We start from the raw sequence: 16,002 nt of genomic DNA, 5'->3' as shown, positions 1-16,002 counted from the left end.
CGAGAGGTGAGAAAGGGACGGGAAGAACCACGGGTCTGTAGACTGCGTGTCTTTCCACATACCCTTTCCCACACCGGAAAGGGTTTTTTTATAGGAAAGGGAGAGAAAACATGCGCGCATTGACATCTATCGAACACCTGACAACAGACGAACTGCTCTATCTTGTCAAACGAGCACGACAATTAAAGGCAGGAAGTCCTCCACAAGTAAAGGACGGATTGGTTGCTGCAAACTTGTTTTTTGAACCAAGTACCCGCACCAAGATGAGTTTTGAAATGGCTGAACGAAAACTCGGATTGACGGTCCTACCCTTTGAAGCGGGATTTTCAAGTGCGACAAAAGGAGAATCACTCTACGATACAGTGAAGACACTTGAGGCGATTGGTGTGGATGTGCTTGTTATCCGGCATCCAGAAAACAACTACTACGAGCCAATCATTGATCAAGTCAAACCAGTGATTATCAACGGAGGAGATGGGACAGGAAATCACCCGACCCAGAGTTTACTAGATTTGATGACAATGCTTGAGGAGTTTGAAACATTAGAAGGAAAAACGGTGACAATCGTTGGGGACCTGGCGCATAGTCGAGTCGCACGTTCAAATGTTCACGTGTTATCAAAACTTGGCGCACAAATCCAATTTGTCAGCCCGCCCGAGTGGCAGGCAGAGTTTCAAGTCTTGTTTAGCTTAGACGAGGCGATTGAAACAAGTGATGTGATCATGCTTCTTCGGGTCCAACATGAACGCCATGATGGCACACAGTCGTTCACAAAAGAACAGTATCACGAAGAATATGGTCTCACTGAAGCACGGATGGCTGCGATGAAAGACAACGCAATCGTGTTACATCCTGCACCTTTTAATAGAGGAGTCGAAATTGCTGACGCTGTGGTAGAAGGTGACAAGTCACGAATCTTTGAGCAAATGAAAAACGGTGTTTACATGCGAATGGCTATACTAGAGTTTTTATTAAAGGAGGAAGCGGAATGAAACGACTTTATACGAACTTACAACGCTTAACAGATCAGGGGGATTTGATTCCAACAGATTTGTTAATAGAAGACGGGAAGCTAGTATCCTTTAACAACAGTGGACATGTAGATGAAACAGTTGATGGAAACGGCGCACTGCTCCTTCCAGGATTGATTGATGTGCACGTCCACCTACGTGAACCAGGCGGAGAACACAAAGAAACGATTGAAACAGGGACACTAGCAGCGGCAAAAGGCGGGTTTACAACAATCTGTGCAATGCCAAACACACGCCCAGTTCCCGACACAGAAGAAACGATGAGTTCGTTGATGAATCGTATCAAAGAAACTGCGCATGTGCGTGTACTTCCATACGGATCTATCACGATTCGCGAAGCGGGCAAAGAACTGACCGATGCGAAACGGTTGAAGGAATCAGGAGCTATTGCTCTAACGGATGACGGCGTAGGTGTTCAAACCGCTGGAATGATGTACGAAGCAATGAAACAAGCAGCAAAAGAGGGAATTTCAGTCGTTGCGCACTGTGAAGACAACAGCTTATTGTTTGGTGGTGTCATGCACGAAGGTACCAAAAACAAAGAGCTCGGCCTTCCAGGCATTTTATCGGCATCTGAAGCAGTCCACATTGCACGTGACATATTGCTCGCTGAAGCGACAGGTGCACATTACCACGTTTGCCACGTCAGCACGAAAGAGTCTGTGCGCGTCATACGGGATGCAAAGCGTGCGGGAATTCACGTGACCGCTGAAGTATCACCACACCACCTTTTGCTCTGTGAAGACGATATTCCTGAAAATAATGCAGAGTGGAAAATGAATCCACCCTTGCGTGCTCATGCAGATAAATTAGCCTTGATTGAGGGTCTAGAAGACGGGACACTGGACTTCATCGCTACGGACCACGCACCACACACGGCTGAAGAGAAATCACACGGTTTTGAAAAAGCACCGTTCGGTATCGTCGGACTTGAAACCGCGTTCCCGCTTCTCTATACGCATTTTGTAGAATCAGGAAAATGGTCTTTGCAGCAACTTGTAAGTTATTTTACATCGAAGCCTGCAGAAGTGTTTGGTCTTCCGTTCGGAACACTCGAACTAGGAAAACCTGCCGAATTTACACTAATCAATTTACATGATGAAAAACAAATTGACCCGACAACATTTGTCTCGAAAAGCACAAACACACCTTTTGGTGACTGGGCATGTAAGGGCTGGCCAGTAGAAACATGGTTTGATGGAAACTGTATCTGGAGGGAAAACCAATGAAACGTTATTTGATCTTAGAAGATGGCACAGTATTTGAAGGTACGGCTTTTGGTTCACAAAACGAGAGTACAGGTGAGGTGATTTTCACAACGGGAATGACAGGGTATCAAGAATTCATCTCAGACCCGTCTAACTGTGCACAGATCTTAACACTGACGTATCCACTGATAGGTAACTACGGAATCAATCCAGAAGATTTTGAAGCGATGGCCATCACACTTGCTGGAGTCGTTGTGCGTGAATGGACAGAACAACCTTCGAACTTCCGCTCAAATCGAACGTTCGGAGAGTTAATGGAGCAACGCAATGTACCAGGAATTTCTGGTATTGATACTCGCATGCTAACAAAACTTCTTCGAACACACGGCTCACTTCGAGGAAAGTTGACAGCTGCGGGTGAACAGCCAGATGTTGAAAACGTTGTAGCGGAGTTAAATGCATGGTCTCTTCCGCACGATGAAGTATCTCGTGTGTCAACACAACGCCCATATCCAAGTCCGGGCCGCGGGTGCCGCGTTGTCATGATGGACTTTGGTATGAAGCACGGTCTACTTCGCGAATTGAATAAGCGCGATTGTGACGTAACCATCGTGCCATATACTACATCTGCTGAAGAAATTCTTGCGATGCAGCCAGACGGCGTGATGTTATCAAACGGTCCTGGAGACCCAACAGATATTCCAGAAGCTATTGAAACTGTGAGAAAACTAATTCCGGAAGTACCGATGTTTGGCGTTTGTCTCGGTCACCAACTGATCTCGCTAGCAAGCGGGGCAACAAGCTTTAAATTAAAATTTGGGCACCGCGGTGCTAACCATCCAGTAAAAGATTTGACGACAGGTCGCACGGAACTTACTTCTCAAAATCATGGCTACGCGATCGACTTAAAATCACTTGAAAATACAGACCTAGAGCTGACACATATCGCATTAAACGATCAAACAGTCGAAGGCGTTCGCCACAAGCACTACCCAGTGTACTGCGTCCAATTCCATCCAGAAGGTTCCGCAGGCCCAGAGGATTCCGTCCATTTATTTGATCAATTCATTTCACTTATGACGAAAGCGGGGAAACAACATGCCTAAACGCCACGATATCAAAACCATCTTAGTCATCGGATCCGGTCCAATTGTAATCGGACAAGCAGCAGAATTTGATTACGCAGGTACGCAAGCTTGTATCGCACTTCGTGAAGAAGGCTACCGTGTCATCTTAGTCAATTCAAACCCAGCGACCATCATGACAGACACAGAGATGGCAGATAAAGTATACATGGAGCCTTTAACTCTCGAGTTTGTATCAAGCATCATTCGCAAAGAACGTCCAGATGCCCTGCTTCCAACACTCGGAGGCCAGACAGGCTTGAACATGGCGATTGAACTCCACGCATCGGGAATTCTTGATGAATTGAATGTGGAGATTTTAGGCACCAAGCTTGATGCAATTCATCAAGCTGAAGACCGCGACTTGTTCCGAAGCTTAATGAATGAACTAGGAGAACCAGTACCGGAAAGTACGATTATTCACAACCTTGCAGAAGCACAAGCATTCGTAGCACACATCGGATATCCAGTCATTGTCCGTCCAGCGTTCACACTCGGTGGTACGGGTGGAGGAATCTGTCACAACGACCAAGAACTTGCGGAAATCGTGACAAGTGGTTTGAAGTACAGCCCTGTAACCCAGTGCCTACTTGAAAAATCAATTGCAGGATTCAAAGAGATTGAGTACGAAGTAATGCGTGATTCTGCAGATAACGCAATCGTTGTCTGCAACATGGAAAATTTTGATCCAGTCGGCATTCACACGGGCGACTCCATTGTTGTAGCCCCAACTCAAACATTGACAGACCGCGAAAATCAAATGCTTCGTAATGTGTCACTAAAAATTATTCGCGCCTTGAAAATTGAAGGGGGATGTAACGTTCAGTTAGCACTCGATCCGCACAGCTTTCAATACTACATCATTGAAGTGAATCCGCGTGTCAGTCGCTCATCGGCACTTGCATCAAAGGCAACGGGTTATCCGATTGCAAAACTTGCTGCAAAAATCGCAGTCGGTCTCACACTTGATGAGATGATGAACCCAGTAACGGGCAAGACGTTTGCATGCTTTGAGCCAGCACTCGATTATATCGTCGCCAAGATTCCACGCTGGCCGTTTGATAAGTTCGAGTCAGCAAAGCGTAACCTTGGAACACAGATGAAAGCTACAGGTGAGGTTATGTCACTTGGTCGCTCTTTTGAAGAAGCGATTTTAAAATCAATTCGTTCTTTAGAAACGGGTCACATGCATCTTGAAATGAAGCATGCAGATCGTATCACGGACGAATGGATTGTTAAACGAATCAAGCGTGCTGGAGATGAGCGTCTATTCTTCATTGGAGAAGCACTTCGCCGCGGCATGACTGTCGAAGACATTCACGAGTGGAGTCAAATCGATTTCTTCTTCTTGAATAAATTAAAAGGCATTGTTGATTTCGAAACAACAATTAAAGAGCAAATAGGCGATCTAGACGTTCTCTACCGAGCAAAACGCATGGGATTTGCAGATGTAACAATCGCAAAATTCTGGAATTGGACTGAACAACAAGTGTACGATTTACGCAAGACTGAAAAAATGTTCCCGGTCTACAAAATGGTAGATACATGTGCAGGGGAGTTTGAATCGGAAACGCCGTATTTTTACGGCACATATGAGCAACAAAACGAATCCATCCGTAGTGATAAAAAGAGCGTCATGGTGCTTGGTTCTGGTCCGATTCGCATCGGGCAAGGGGTTGAATTTGACTATGCGACGGTTCACTCTGTATGGGCTATTAAAGAAGCAGGGTACGAAGCCATTATTGTGAACAATAATCCAGAAACGGTTTCGACCGACTTCTCAATTTCCGACAAGCTTTATTTCGAACCGTTGACACTAGAAGACGTCATGCACATCGTGGAACTTGAGCAACCAGAAGGTGTTATCGTTCAGTTTGGCGGACAAACTGCCATCAATTTAGCAGCTGGCTTAGAGGCTCGAGGCGTAAAAATTCTTGGGACGAGTTTAGAAGACTTAGACCGCGCAGAGAACCGTGATAAGTTCGAAGCACTTCTTCGTGAGATTGGTATTCCGCAACCAGAAGGAAAGACAGCCGTGTCTGTTGATCAAGCGCTAGCAAATGCTAGAGAAATCGGCTTCCCGGTTCTCGTTCGCCCTTCCTATGTACTCGGTGGCCGCGCGATGGAGATTGTTTACAACGAAGAGGAACTAACGCATTACATGGAGCACGCAGTTGAAGCGAGTCCGGAACATCCGGTGCTTGTCGACCGTTATCTCACAGGTACAGAGATTGAAGTCGATGCCATTTCAGACGGTGATTCGGTCGTTATTCCTGGCATCATGGAACACATTGAACGTGCAGGCGTTCACTCAGGAGATTCAATAGCTGTCTATCCTCCGCAAAATTTATCAGCACGTCATATCGAGCAACTGGTCGATTATACAACACGGTTAGCAAAAGCATTGAAAACAGTTGGGTTACTAAATATCCAATATGTCATTTCACGCGATGAAATCTACGTGCTAGAAGTGAACCCACGCGCAAGCCGAACTGTACCTTTCTTAAGTAAAATCACGGGAATCCCAATGGCAAACTTAGCAACAAAAGCTATCTTAGGAGAAAAGCTCGTCGAAATGGGGTATACACCTGGACTTGCTCCAAACCAAGAAGGCGTCTATGTAAAAGTTCCTGTCTTCAGCTTCGCAAAATTACGCCGTGTGGATACGACGCTCGGACCTGAAATGAAGTCAACAGGAGAGGTGCTCGGTAAAGATCGTACACTTGAAAAAGCATTATATAAAGGACTTGTCGCTGCTGGTCTCGAATTACAACCTTATGGGACAGTTTTGATGACTGTAGCGAATAAGGACAAGCAAGAAGCAGCAAATCTCGCAAAGCGATTCCACGCAATTGGCTTCCGCGTTTTAGCGACTGAGGGTACAGCACGTGCTTTCGAAGAACAAGGTATACCTGTACAAAGTGTCAAAAAAATTGGGGATTCAGGTGAAACACTTGTTGATGTGATTCAGTCAGGAAAAGCGCAGTTCGTCGTCAACACGCTGACAAAAGGAAAACAACCTGCTCGTGACGGATTCCGTATCCGCCGTGAAGCAGTAGAAAATGGAGTACCTATTCTTACATCACTGGATACAGCAGAAGCGATTTTGCGCGTGATGGAATCGATGACATTTACAACAGAAACGATGAATCCAATGGAGGTGCGCCGATGATTCGAACCGGCTTGATGGAGGTTGTACGAAATAAAGAAATTGCAGATCGCGTATACGAGATGACGGTGATTGGACAACAGACGATTGCGATGCAAACACCTGGCCAATTCGTACACATCCGGGTTGCAGATCACGCAGAACCTCTTTTGCGCCGTCCAATCAGTATCTGTTCGATTGATCAAGACATTCTAGAGTTTACAATGATTTTTCGAGTAGATGGCAGAGGCACAGAGTTGCTTGCAGCAAAACGTTCAGGAGATACGATTGATGTGATGGGACCACTAGGAAATGGCTTTCCGGTCGTCGCGTCTCCCGAAGAGCGCGCATGGCTCATTGGTGGGGGAATTGGTGTTCCTCCACTCTATGAACTTGCCAAACGATTGAAAGAGTCAGGAGTCCAGCTAACGATTATACTGGGTTTCCAATCTGAAAAAGATGTATTCTACGAACAGCGATTTAGAGAACTTGGAGACACATTTATTACGACAGTAGACGGTACGCATGGACTACCAGGGTATGTAACGGATCAAATGGCACTCTTGCAAGATGTACCGAGCATTTATTATAGCTGTGGACCACATCCAATGCTAAAAGCAGTCGAGAAGGCGCTGCCGAATATTCCAGGATTTTTATCCTACGAACAGCGCATGGGGTGCGGTATTGGTGCTTGTTTTGCTTGCGTATGCCCGACGACTGAAGGACAAGGTAGCTATGTGAAAGTCTGTTCAGACGGACCAGTATTTCAAGCGGGGGTGATTGCGTGAATTCACTTGCAATAAAATTACCAGGTCTTGATTTACGCAATCCGATCATGCCGGCATCTGGTTGTTTCGGATTTGGTCAAGAATACGCGAAGTTTTATGACCTAGCTGTTTTAGGTGCGATTATGATCAAAGCTACAACTGAAGAAAGTCGGTTCGGTAATCCGACACCCCGCGTTGCGGAGACATCTTCTGGGATGTTAAACGCTATCGGACTTCAAAATCCAGGTCTAGAGCATGTTTTAGCTCATGAATTGCCGTGGCTTGAGCAGCATGACGTGCCGATTATTGCCAATGTCGCCGGCTCCGAAGTAGAGGATTATGTAGCCGTGGCTCGAGAAATTTCAAAAGCGTCAAATGTCCATGCGCTTGAACTGAATATTTCTTGCCCGAATGTGAAATGTGGTGGAATTGCATTTGGGACGGATCCAGAGATTGCAGCATCTTTAACGCGGGCTGTAAAAGACGTTTCAGAGGTTCCAGTCTATGTGAAGCTCTCTCCAAACGTCACAAATATTGTATCGATTGCTACAGCAGTCGAAGCAGCGGGTGCGGATGGTCTGACAATGATCAACACACTTCTGGGCATGCGACTAGACGAAAAGACTGGTAAACCTATACTTGCAAATAAAACGGGAGGACTTTCTGGTCCTGCTATCAAACCTGTTGCGCTTCGAATGATTCATGAGGTGTATCCACACGTATCGATTCCAATCATTGGTATGGGCGGTGTGCAGACGACACAAGACGTTATCGACTTCTTATCGGTTGGTGCATCAGCAGTAGCTGTCGGTACCGCAAATTTTGTCGACCCATTTGTCTGCCCAACACTCATCGACGAATTGCCAGAAGCTTTACATAGTCTTGGCTACTCATCGGTCGAAGAAATTAGTGGGAGGTCCCATCGATGACAAAACCAATTGTGGCGCTCGATTTCGCAACTCAACGAGATGTTGAAGCGTTTTTAGGGAGATTCAACGAACAGCTCTATGTAAAAGTCGGCATGGAATATTATCTTCAAAATGGACCAGACGTGATTCGTTCACTTAAAGAAGACGGTCATTCAATTTTTCTTGACTTAAAGTTACATGACATTCCAACAACAGTTCACAAGGCGATGAAGGGGCTAGCTACTCTTGGTGTTGATATGGTCAATGTCCACGCAGCAGGAGGTATTGCCATGATGAAGGCTGCGAAAGAGGGTTTGGCAGAAGGAGCTCAGGGAGATATGGCGAAGTTGATTGCTGTTACGCAACTCACATCGACGACAGAGGGCCAAATGCAACAAGAGCAATTGATTCAAACATCACTTGAAGAATCTGTTGTGCATTATGCGCGGATAACGCAACAAGCTGGCCTAGACGGTGTCGTTTGTTCTGTGCATGAAGCGAACATTCTTCGTGACACTTTAGGCGAAAGTTTTTACAAAGTCACCCCGGGTATCCGCTTAGCTGGTGGCGACCTTCATGATCAAAAGCGAATCGCTACACCAACTGATGCGAGAAAGATAGGTTCTACGCACATAGTAGTAGGTCGAGCAATTACGGCAGCTGCAGACCCAGTTGCTGTCTATCATCAAATTTTAAAAGAATGGGGTCATGAAGAATGAAGACAAAAGCGGCACAAGCTTTATTGGAAGCACGCGCAGTACAACTATCAACAGAGCCTTTGTTCACGTGGGCTTCTGGCATCCAGTCGCCAATTTATTGTGATAACCGGTTGCTGATGGGGTATCCGAAATTGCGTGAACAAGTTGCAAGTGAACTGTCTACTTTAATAGAGACCCATTTTCCTAAATGCGAAGTGGTGGCAGGTACGGCAACTGCTGGAATTCCACATGCAGCATGGGTAAGTACGAACCTTCAATTGCCGATGGTCTACGTTCGCTCAAAAGCAAAAGAGCACGGTCGAGGAAATCAAATAGAAGGGAAACTTCTGAGCGGGCAAAAAGTAGTAGTAGTCGAGGATTTGATTTCAACAGGTGGCAGTAGTATTACGGCTGTTGACGCATTAAGAAAAGAAGGAGCGGACGTCCTTGGTGTCGTCAGTATTTTCTCGTACGATTTACCAAAAGCTACTGAAGCATTTGAACAAGTAGGTGTTCCTGCTTACTCATTGACTACCCTAAACGATTTATTGATGGAAGATACTTCTTTATCAGCGGAAGACCGGACGTTTATTGAATCTTGGCATACAGAGTTGAAGAGAAATAGTTTAAAGTGAAAATCAAAGAGGCTGTGACAAAACCCAGCAAAGGGAGTTTCTCGTCATGAGAAACTCCCTTTTTGTATGTTCTATTGGGTGTAGGGGAAGCGTTCCGCGGGCGCGGGCTGAGCCTCGGTCTCAGCTTCCGCTTATAATCCCGCTGGAGTCACCCCTACACACTTTTCATTTTGTTATCTTTACCTTCATTTGTGGAATTAACTGAGTTATGTCCCTGCCTCTTTTTATTGAGTCATAGCTCTTATTTCTGCAACGACCGTACAACCTCTTGGTCAGGCGTCACAAATACTGTCTTCTGCTCAAAATAAATCACAAAGCCAGGCTTCGATCCATTTGGTTTCTTGACATGGCGAATCTCCGTGAAATCAACTGGGACAGAGGATGAGTCACGTGCTTTACTGAAATACGCAGCTAGTACCGCTGCTTCGTGAATCGTTTCTTCGGATGGCGACTCCGCGTGAATGACTACATGTGAGCCTGGTATGTCTTTCGTGTGTAGCCAAGTATCAGTCCGTTTCGCAAGCTTAAACGTCAAGAAATCATTCTGCTTATTGTTCTTACCCACAGAAATCGCCGTCCCGTCTGACGAAATATAGGCTTCAGGTTTCGGCTTACTTTCTTTTTTAGCTTTTGCTTTCGCGCGTTTCTTCAAATACCCTTGATCCATTAGCTCTTCACGAATTTCTTCAATATCAGAGGGCGATGCTTGTTCTAGTTGGCGCATCACTTCATCAAGATAAATCAACTCACTATCGGTTTTATCCATCTGTGCCCGTACCTCTTGTAAAGCTGTTTTTGCTTTCGTGTATCGATGGAAGTAATTTTGGGCATTTTGAGAGGGAGTCTTTTTTGGATTTAATGCGATGACAATGGTCCCTTGATTCTCATCGTAATAATCGATAACCGAAATCTCTTTCATCCCTTTGGTGATGGCATGCAAATTCCCCATCAACAGTTCGCCTTTTTTCTGATCTTCTTGTAGGTTCTCTGCGCGTGTTAGATCTGCTTGAAGTTTTTTCTTTTTTGTTGTCAGTTTTTTACGCTCATTTACCAACCAGCGCTCTAAGTCTCCAGCTTGTTGTTTCACACGGTCACGCTCTGCTTTTTGATAATACACACGGTCTAACAAGTGACCCAATGTCGCAGCAGGCATCCACTCTGTTTCTAAATGAAGGAGAGGGGATGCAGAAAACACGGTTTTGCCGCCAACTTCCGTACTACCGGGTTGATCGCCACCGCGCATAAAGCTCATTAAAAAGTCGTACGCGTCTTGGCCATCTCGAGAAGCGAGTTCTGTCGCATGAAGTTTCGCAACTCCTTGAAAATTTGCCATCCACTCTTCTGCACTTGCAGGTAGTTCTGCAGAGTTCGCTAAAGTAAATGGATTTTCTTTGTCTTGCTTTGGTGGATAAATATAGTCCTGTCCGGGCATCATCGTGCGATACGAATTCATCGAAGGAGGAAGGTGCTTCATCGTCTCAATGATTTTTGATGTATCACCGTTTACAAGTGTTAAGTTGCTGTGACGCCCCATAATTTCCATGATGAGAATGCGGCTAGTATCGTCTCCAATTTCATCTTTACTTCGAATCGTGAATTGAATGATCCGATCCGCTTCAATCTGCTCGACTTTTTCAATGAAGCCACCTTCGATGTGTTTACGCATCATCATACAAAAGAGCGGTGGAGTTGGAGGGTTATCAATCGATTCATACGTCAAGTGAACACGAGCATAGGAAGGATGGATTGAAAATAATAATTTATGGTTTTGGCCGCCTGCACGGATATGAAGCATCAGTTCTTGGGTGTTCGGCTGATGAACGCGCGTGATTCTTCCTGTTCTAAGCTGTTGAAGTTCTTGATTTACTGCTGCTGTGAATAATCCGTCAAATGCCATTTTAATTCCTCTTTCAAAACGTTTTGTTCTATTCTAACATGATGTGCTATAATCAAGTAAGTATGTTGAATGTGAAGGAGTCATTATGTACAAAGAACGCGGCATCTTAATTGTTCTCTCCGGTCCCTCTGGCGTCGGTAAAGGAACGGTGCGAAAAGAGCTCTTTTCCACCCCAGAAACAAATTATGAATATTCGATTTCTATGACAACACGGAAAGCGCGCGAAGGCGAAGTAGACGGTGTTGATTATTTTTTTAAATCGAAAGAGCAGTTTGAAGAATTGATTGAACAAGGAAGACTCCTTGAATATGCCAATTATGTTGGCAATTATTACGGTACGCCTCTTGATTACGTGAATGCCACGTTAGACGCAGGTCGCGATGTGTTTTTAGAAATTGAAGTGCAGGGTGCCAAGCTCGTCCGAGAAAAAGCACCAGATGCGCTCTTTATTTTTCTAGCGCCACCTAGCTTGTCGGAGCTAGAGAGTCGATTAGTCGGAAGAGGAACGGAAACGGACGATGTGATTCAAGCACGAATTGCAGCAGCACGTGAAGAACTTGCGATGATGGATTTGTACGACTATGTTGTTGAAAATGATCAAGTCGAGCGTGCATGTGATAAAATTAATGCGATTGTGACAGCTGAGCATTGTAAGCGTGAGCGTGTAGAGCAACGCTACAAGGCCATGTTGAAAGGAGAACTCTAAATGTTATATCCATCAGTGGATTCGTTAAAGAAAAAAGTTGATTCTAAGTACTCATTGGTGAGTATCGCTTCCAAGCGTGCACGCCAGATGCAAGAAGAGAAAAACATGCGTTTAGTAAAGTATGTTTCTGATAAAAACGTTGGCAAAGCACTTGAGGAAATCGCTACAGGCGTATTAATCAATGAAGTCGCCGACCAAAATGTAGTATACGAAGACGAAGTATAAAACCTACCTCCCAAAGATTGTCTTTGGGAGGTCATTCTGTATAAAAGGGGATTTTCGAATGACTGGGTCAACAAAAATTTTACTCTGTGTGACAGGTGGGATCGCGGTTTACAAAGCAATTGCGCTTGTTAGTAAACTTACACAAGCGGGTGCAGATGTACGTGTCATTATGTCACAATCAGCAATGGAATTTGTCCAACCACTTTCTTTTCAAGCGATGTCCCGCAATGACGTCTATTTTGACACATTTGATGAAAAAGATTCACGTGTCATTGCTCATATTGATTTAGCAGACTGGGCAGATTTAGTTGTAGTTGCGCCGGCAACTGCAAATGTCATCGGCAAGTACGCAAACGGTATTGCAGACGACATGATCACTACAACACTTCTTGCAACGACAAAAGAAGTATGGATGGCACCTGCGATGAATGTCCATATGTATAGTCATCCTGCGGTACTTCAAAATATTGATACCCTCCATAAACGCGGCGTTCGCTTTATCGAGCCTTCTGAAGGATATCTTGCATGCGGATACGTCGGAAAAGGGCGTTTAGAAGAGCCAGAAAAAATTACAGAGCTCATCATGAATCGTAAACAAAAATCAATGCCCTTAAAAGGGAAGTCAGTCGTAGTAACGGCTGGGCCTACGCGTGAACGAATTGACCCAGTACGCTACGTATCAAACTTCTCAACAGGCAAGATGGGCTTTGCGATGGCCCGTGCAGCAGCAGACCTTGGGGCAGAAGTGACATTGATTGCAGGGCCAGTAACATTAGAAACGCCAACCGGAGTAACGCGTGTTGATGTTGAAAGTGCAGCGGACATGTTACGTGAAGTGGAGACACGTTTTGCATCTACAGATATCCTTATTAAAACGGCAGCAGTTGCCGATTATAAACCGAAACTTCAAGCAGACCAGAAAATTAAGAAACAAGATGGCGATACAGTACTGGAGATGGAGCGCACGACTGATATTCTGGCGCATATGGGCTCGATCAAATCGAACCAAGTCGTCATTGGTTTTGCAGCAGAAACGAATGATGTTGAAGCGTATGCGGAGAAAAAACGTGTGAAAAAGAATGCCGATTATATTATAGCCAATGATGTCACGCAACAAGGTGTTGGATTTGGCACAGATACAAATAAAGTAACTGTGTTTTCAAAATCAGGAAAATCAGATTTTCCATTCCTACCGAAACAACAACTTGCACTTGAATTGCTACAGTTTGTTGCTGAGCAGGAGGGATGGCACTCGTGATTGCACAGGTCATTGTAGATGTTTCTACAGCGGCAATCGACCGGCCGTTTGATTATCACGTGCCTGCTCAACTCGAAAGTTTTATTCATCCAGGTATTCGTGTACACATTCCTTTTGGACCTCGTAAAGTGCAGGGGTTTGTCATTTCAACGTCAGATGAAACAGAACTTGATGAAAAAAAATTGAAGCCTATTGAATCAGTAGTTGATATTGAACCGGTATTGACAGCAGAAATGCTCGAGCTAGGTAAATGGCTAAAAGATGATACGTTGTGTTTCTATAACGATGCGCTCCAAGTGATGATTCCTGCAGCTCTCCGAGCAAATTACACAAAACTTGTTAAGGTTGAAAATGCTTCAGTTTTATCCGAGCCTTTTCAAAATTTATTGTCCAAAGATCTAGAAGTTGATTTTGCATCACTTGAAAAACAACACTTGATACAAGAACTGAAAGTCCACCTCGATACGGGAAATGCCACGATAGAAACTCGAATTCGTCAAAAAGCGAAACCAAAACTACAAACGGTCTATCACGTCATCGATGCATCGATTGAGCTTTCTGGTCAAGCGAAAAAGCAACAACAAGTTGTAGGTTGGATTTTAGAGACAAATTCAAAATCTTTCACCATAGTAGACATTCAAAAACATGTCCAAGTGACGACGCCTGTACTAGATGCGCTCGTTGAAAAGAAGATTTTAAAAAAATCTAAACAAGAAGTGTACCGTGAAATCGAATTACTTGCAGATACATCAATTGATAAAGTGGTCACACTTACAGAGGCTCAAAAAGAAGTTCTTGAGACGATCAACCGTGCGCAACAAAATCAAAAAAGTGAAACATTCCTTTTGCACGGGATTACGGGTAGCGGGAAAACAGAAATCTATTTACATGCGATTGAAGAAGCACTTGCTCTTGGAAAAGAAGCCATTATGCTTGTGCCAGAAATTGCTCTTACACCACAGATGGTTACGCGTTTCAAAATGCGATTTGGGAATCAAGTGGCAGTGATGCATAGTGGTCTTTCTGTCGGAGAAAAGTACGACGAGTGGCGTAAAATTCATCGCCGAGAAGTGCGAGTAGTAGTAGGGGCGCGTTCAGCCATTTTTGCACCGTTTGAAAACGTAGGGTTACTAATACTCGATGAAGAACATGAGTCCTCTTACAAACAAGAAGATTCTCCGCGTTACCATGCACGAGAAGTCGCAAAATGGCGCGCGCAGTTTGCAAATTGTCCTGTGATTTTAGGAAGTGCAACACCTTCCATCGAATCCTATGCTCGTGCAAAAAAAGGAGTCTATACACTGCTTGAGCTCCCGAGTCGAGCGAATGCTAAAGCTTTACCACCTGTTGATTTAATTGATATGCGGGAACAACTAAAGGGTGGAAATCGCTCCATGTTCAGCATGGAATTGATTGATGCGATTCGAGATCGATTAGCAAAAAAAGAGCAGATTGTTTTATTTTTAAACAAACGAGGCTTCTCATCTTTTGTATTGTGCCGCGATTGTGGAACGACAGTCCAATGTCCGAACTGTGATATTTCCTTGACCTATCACAGGATGGGCGAAGCTTTAAGATGTCACTATTGTGGATATGAAGAACTAGTTCCCACCCAGTGTCCCCATTGCGAAAGTGAGCACATTCGATTTTTTGGCACAGGTACTCAAAAAGTAGAAGAAGAGATTACAAAGCTATTTCCAGAAGCCCGAACGCTGCGAATGGATGTTGACACAACGCGTACGAAAGGTGCACATGAACGAATCCTGCATCACTTTGGACAACGACAGGCGGATATTCTATTAGGTACACAAATGATTGCAAAGGGATTAGATTTTCCGGAAGTGACTTTAGTGGGTGTGTTAAATGCCGATACTTCTTTGCATCTTGCGGATTTTCGGGCGGCCGAAAAAACGTTCCAGTTGATTACGCAAGTGAGTGGTCGAGCTGGTAGACATGAGAAAAAAGGCCACGTCATCGTCCAAACATATGATCCGGAACATTATGCACTCGTCAATGCCCAAACACATGATTATTTGGGCTTTTACACGCAAGAGATGCAAATGAGAAAAGCTTATCAATACCCTCCGTTTTATTATTTGACCCATATTCAAATCAGTCATCCAGAGGTCATAACGACTGCAGACTATGCGGGTAAGACGGCAGAGTGGTTGCGAGAAAACCTTTCGCAATCAACCGCTGTAATAGGTCCGACTGCTTCTGCAATCAGCCGCATACAAGAGCGGTACCGTTATCAATGCATGATTAAATATAAGCGAGAGCCAAACTTAACGACTGCGCTTCATCAGTTATTAAAGCTTTCCCGAACGCAATGGGAAAAGCAAGGGGTGCGAATCAGCATAGATTTACACCCATCTACGATTGTATAGAAATGAGGAA

General features: G+C 44.6%; 13 protein-coding genes. 12 read left to right on the top strand and 1 reads right to left on the bottom strand.

What is annotated here, in order from left to right:
• Positions 1 to 110 precede the first annotated feature (110 nt).
• The 8 genes from AB5N96_RS01130 to pyrE are packed head-to-tail and all read left to right on the top strand — an operon-like array spanning position 111 to position 9,519.
• Entirely contained in the window at positions 111 to 992 is an 882-nt protein-coding gene (locus AB5N96_RS01130; RefSeq protein WP_392456180.1) for an aspartate carbamoyltransferase catalytic subunit, read from the top strand.
• Positions 989 to 2,260 carry a dihydroorotase gene (gene pyrC / locus AB5N96_RS01125; protein ID WP_499704438.1) on the top strand — a complete coding sequence of 424 codons (1,272 nt, stop codon included), beginning with the start codon at positions 989 to 991 and terminating at the stop codon, positions 2,258 to 2,260. Before AB5N96_RS01130 ends, pyrC begins: the two co-directional genes overlap by 4 nt.
• Positions 2,257 to 3,345, top strand: coding sequence for a carbamoyl phosphate synthase small subunit (locus AB5N96_RS01120; protein WP_204588996.1), 1,089 nt, complete (start codon positions 2,257 to 2,259; stop codon positions 3,343 to 3,345). Before pyrC ends, AB5N96_RS01120 begins: the two co-directional genes overlap by 4 nt.
• Complete coding sequence (carB, locus tag AB5N96_RS01115; protein WP_499704437.1) at positions 3,338 to 6,535, top strand: carbamoyl-phosphate synthase large subunit; 3,198 nt, start codon at positions 3,338 to 3,340, stop codon at positions 6,533 to 6,535. The genes AB5N96_RS01120 and carB overlap by 8 nt, the downstream gene beginning before the upstream one ends.
• Positions 6,532 to 7,299, top strand: a complete 768-nt coding sequence (locus AB5N96_RS01110; RefSeq protein ID WP_499704436.1) for a dihydroorotate dehydrogenase electron transfer subunit — start codon at positions 6,532 to 6,534, stop codon at positions 7,297 to 7,299. The genes carB and AB5N96_RS01110 overlap by 4 nt, the downstream gene beginning before the upstream one ends.
• Positions 7,296 to 8,207, top strand: coding sequence for a dihydroorotate dehydrogenase (locus AB5N96_RS01105; protein WP_204588999.1), 912 nt, complete (start codon positions 7,296 to 7,298; stop codon positions 8,205 to 8,207). Before AB5N96_RS01110 ends, AB5N96_RS01105 begins: the two co-directional genes overlap by 4 nt.
• A complete protein-coding gene (pyrF, locus tag AB5N96_RS01100; RefSeq protein WP_499704435.1) occupies positions 8,204 to 8,905 on the top strand; it encodes an orotidine-5'-phosphate decarboxylase in 702 nt (233 codons plus the stop codon). The genes AB5N96_RS01105 and pyrF overlap by 4 nt, the downstream gene beginning before the upstream one ends.
• The gene (pyrE, locus tag AB5N96_RS01095; protein WP_499704434.1) at positions 8,902 to 9,519 is read left to right on the top strand and encodes an orotate phosphoribosyltransferase; all 618 of its coding nucleotides are present in this window, start codon (positions 8,902 to 8,904) and stop codon (positions 9,517 to 9,519) included. The genes pyrF and pyrE overlap by 4 nt, the downstream gene beginning before the upstream one ends.
• 241 nt (positions 9,520 to 9,760) lie before the next feature.
• Here pyrE and AB5N96_RS01090 read toward each other — a convergent pair whose 3' ends face one another.
• Positions 9,761 to 11,416: an Rqc2 family fibronectin-binding protein gene (locus tag AB5N96_RS01090; RefSeq protein ID WP_499704433.1), complete on the bottom strand. Its 1,656-nt coding sequence runs from the start codon at positions 11,414 to 11,416 to the stop codon at positions 9,761 to 9,763.
• A gap of 85 nt (positions 11,417 to 11,501) precedes the next feature.
• Between AB5N96_RS01090 and gmk the strand changes: the two genes are divergently transcribed.
• Genes gmk through priA form a run of 4 tightly spaced genes read left to right on the top strand, consistent with a single transcriptional unit; the run spans position 11,502 to position 15,992 of the window.
• A complete protein-coding gene (gene gmk / locus AB5N96_RS01085) occupies positions 11,502 to 12,122 on the top strand; it encodes a guanylate kinase (RefSeq protein WP_204589003.1) in 621 nt (206 codons plus the stop codon).
• On the top strand, positions 12,123 to 12,347 hold the full coding sequence (rpoZ, locus tag AB5N96_RS01080; RefSeq protein WP_204589004.1) for a DNA-directed RNA polymerase subunit omega: 225 nt from the start codon (positions 12,123 to 12,125) through the stop codon (positions 12,345 to 12,347).
• A gap of 58 nt (positions 12,348 to 12,405) precedes the next feature.
• Positions 12,406 to 13,605 carry a bifunctional phosphopantothenoylcysteine decarboxylase/phosphopantothenate--cysteine ligase CoaBC gene (gene coaBC / locus AB5N96_RS01075; RefSeq protein WP_499704432.1) on the top strand — a complete coding sequence of 400 codons (1,200 nt, stop codon included), beginning with the start codon at positions 12,406 to 12,408 and terminating at the stop codon, positions 13,603 to 13,605.
• A complete protein-coding gene (gene priA, locus AB5N96_RS01070; RefSeq protein ID WP_499704431.1) occupies positions 13,593 to 15,992 on the top strand; it encodes a primosomal protein N' in 2,400 nt (799 codons plus the stop codon). Before coaBC ends, priA begins: the two co-directional genes overlap by 13 nt.
• Positions 15,993 to 16,002 lie beyond the last annotated feature (10 nt).

It is taken from the genome of Chryseomicrobium imtechense (assembly GCF_041475995.1).
GTDB lineage: Bacteria > Bacillota > Bacilli > Bacillales_A > Planococcaceae > Chryseomicrobium > Chryseomicrobium aureum.
This window is presented reverse-complemented; position numbering and strand designations above follow the sequence as displayed.

Bases quoted from the DNA above. Each gene is read 5' to 3' on its own strand.
- AB5N96_RS01130 (WP_392456180.1), top strand. From the start codon at position 111: ATGCGCGCATTGACATCTATCGAACACCTGACAACAGACGAACTGCTC.
- pyrC (WP_499704438.1), top strand. From the start codon at position 989: ATGAAACGACTTTATACGAACTTACAACGCTTAACAGATCAGGGGGAT.
- AB5N96_RS01120 (WP_204588996.1), top strand. From the start codon at position 2,257: ATGAAACGTTATTTGATCTTAGAAGATGGCACAGTATTTGAAGGTACG.
- carB (WP_499704437.1), top strand. From the start codon at position 3,338: ATGCCTAAACGCCACGATATCAAAACCATCTTAGTCATCGGATCCGGT.
- AB5N96_RS01110 (WP_499704436.1), top strand. From the start codon at position 6,532: ATGATTCGAACCGGCTTGATGGAGGTTGTACGAAATAAAGAAATTGCA.
- pyrF (WP_499704435.1), top strand. From the start codon at position 8,204: ATGACAAAACCAATTGTGGCGCTCGATTTCGCAACTCAACGAGATGTT.
- pyrE (WP_499704434.1), top strand. From the start codon at position 8,902: ATGAAGACAAAAGCGGCACAAGCTTTATTGGAAGCACGCGCAGTACAA.
- AB5N96_RS01090 (WP_499704433.1), bottom strand. From the start codon at position 11,416: ATGGCATTTGACGGATTATTCACAGCAGCAGTAAATCAAGAACTTCAA.
- gmk (WP_204589003.1), top strand. From the start codon at position 11,502: ATGTACAAAGAACGCGGCATCTTAATTGTTCTCTCCGGTCCCTCTGGC.
- rpoZ (WP_204589004.1), top strand. From the start codon at position 12,123: ATGTTATATCCATCAGTGGATTCGTTAAAGAAAAAAGTTGATTCTAAG.
- coaBC (WP_499704432.1), top strand. From the start codon at position 12,406: ATGACTGGGTCAACAAAAATTTTACTCTGTGTGACAGGTGGGATCGCG.
- priA (WP_499704431.1), top strand. From the start codon at position 13,593: ATGGCACTCGTGATTGCACAGGTCATTGTAGATGTTTCTACAGCGGCA.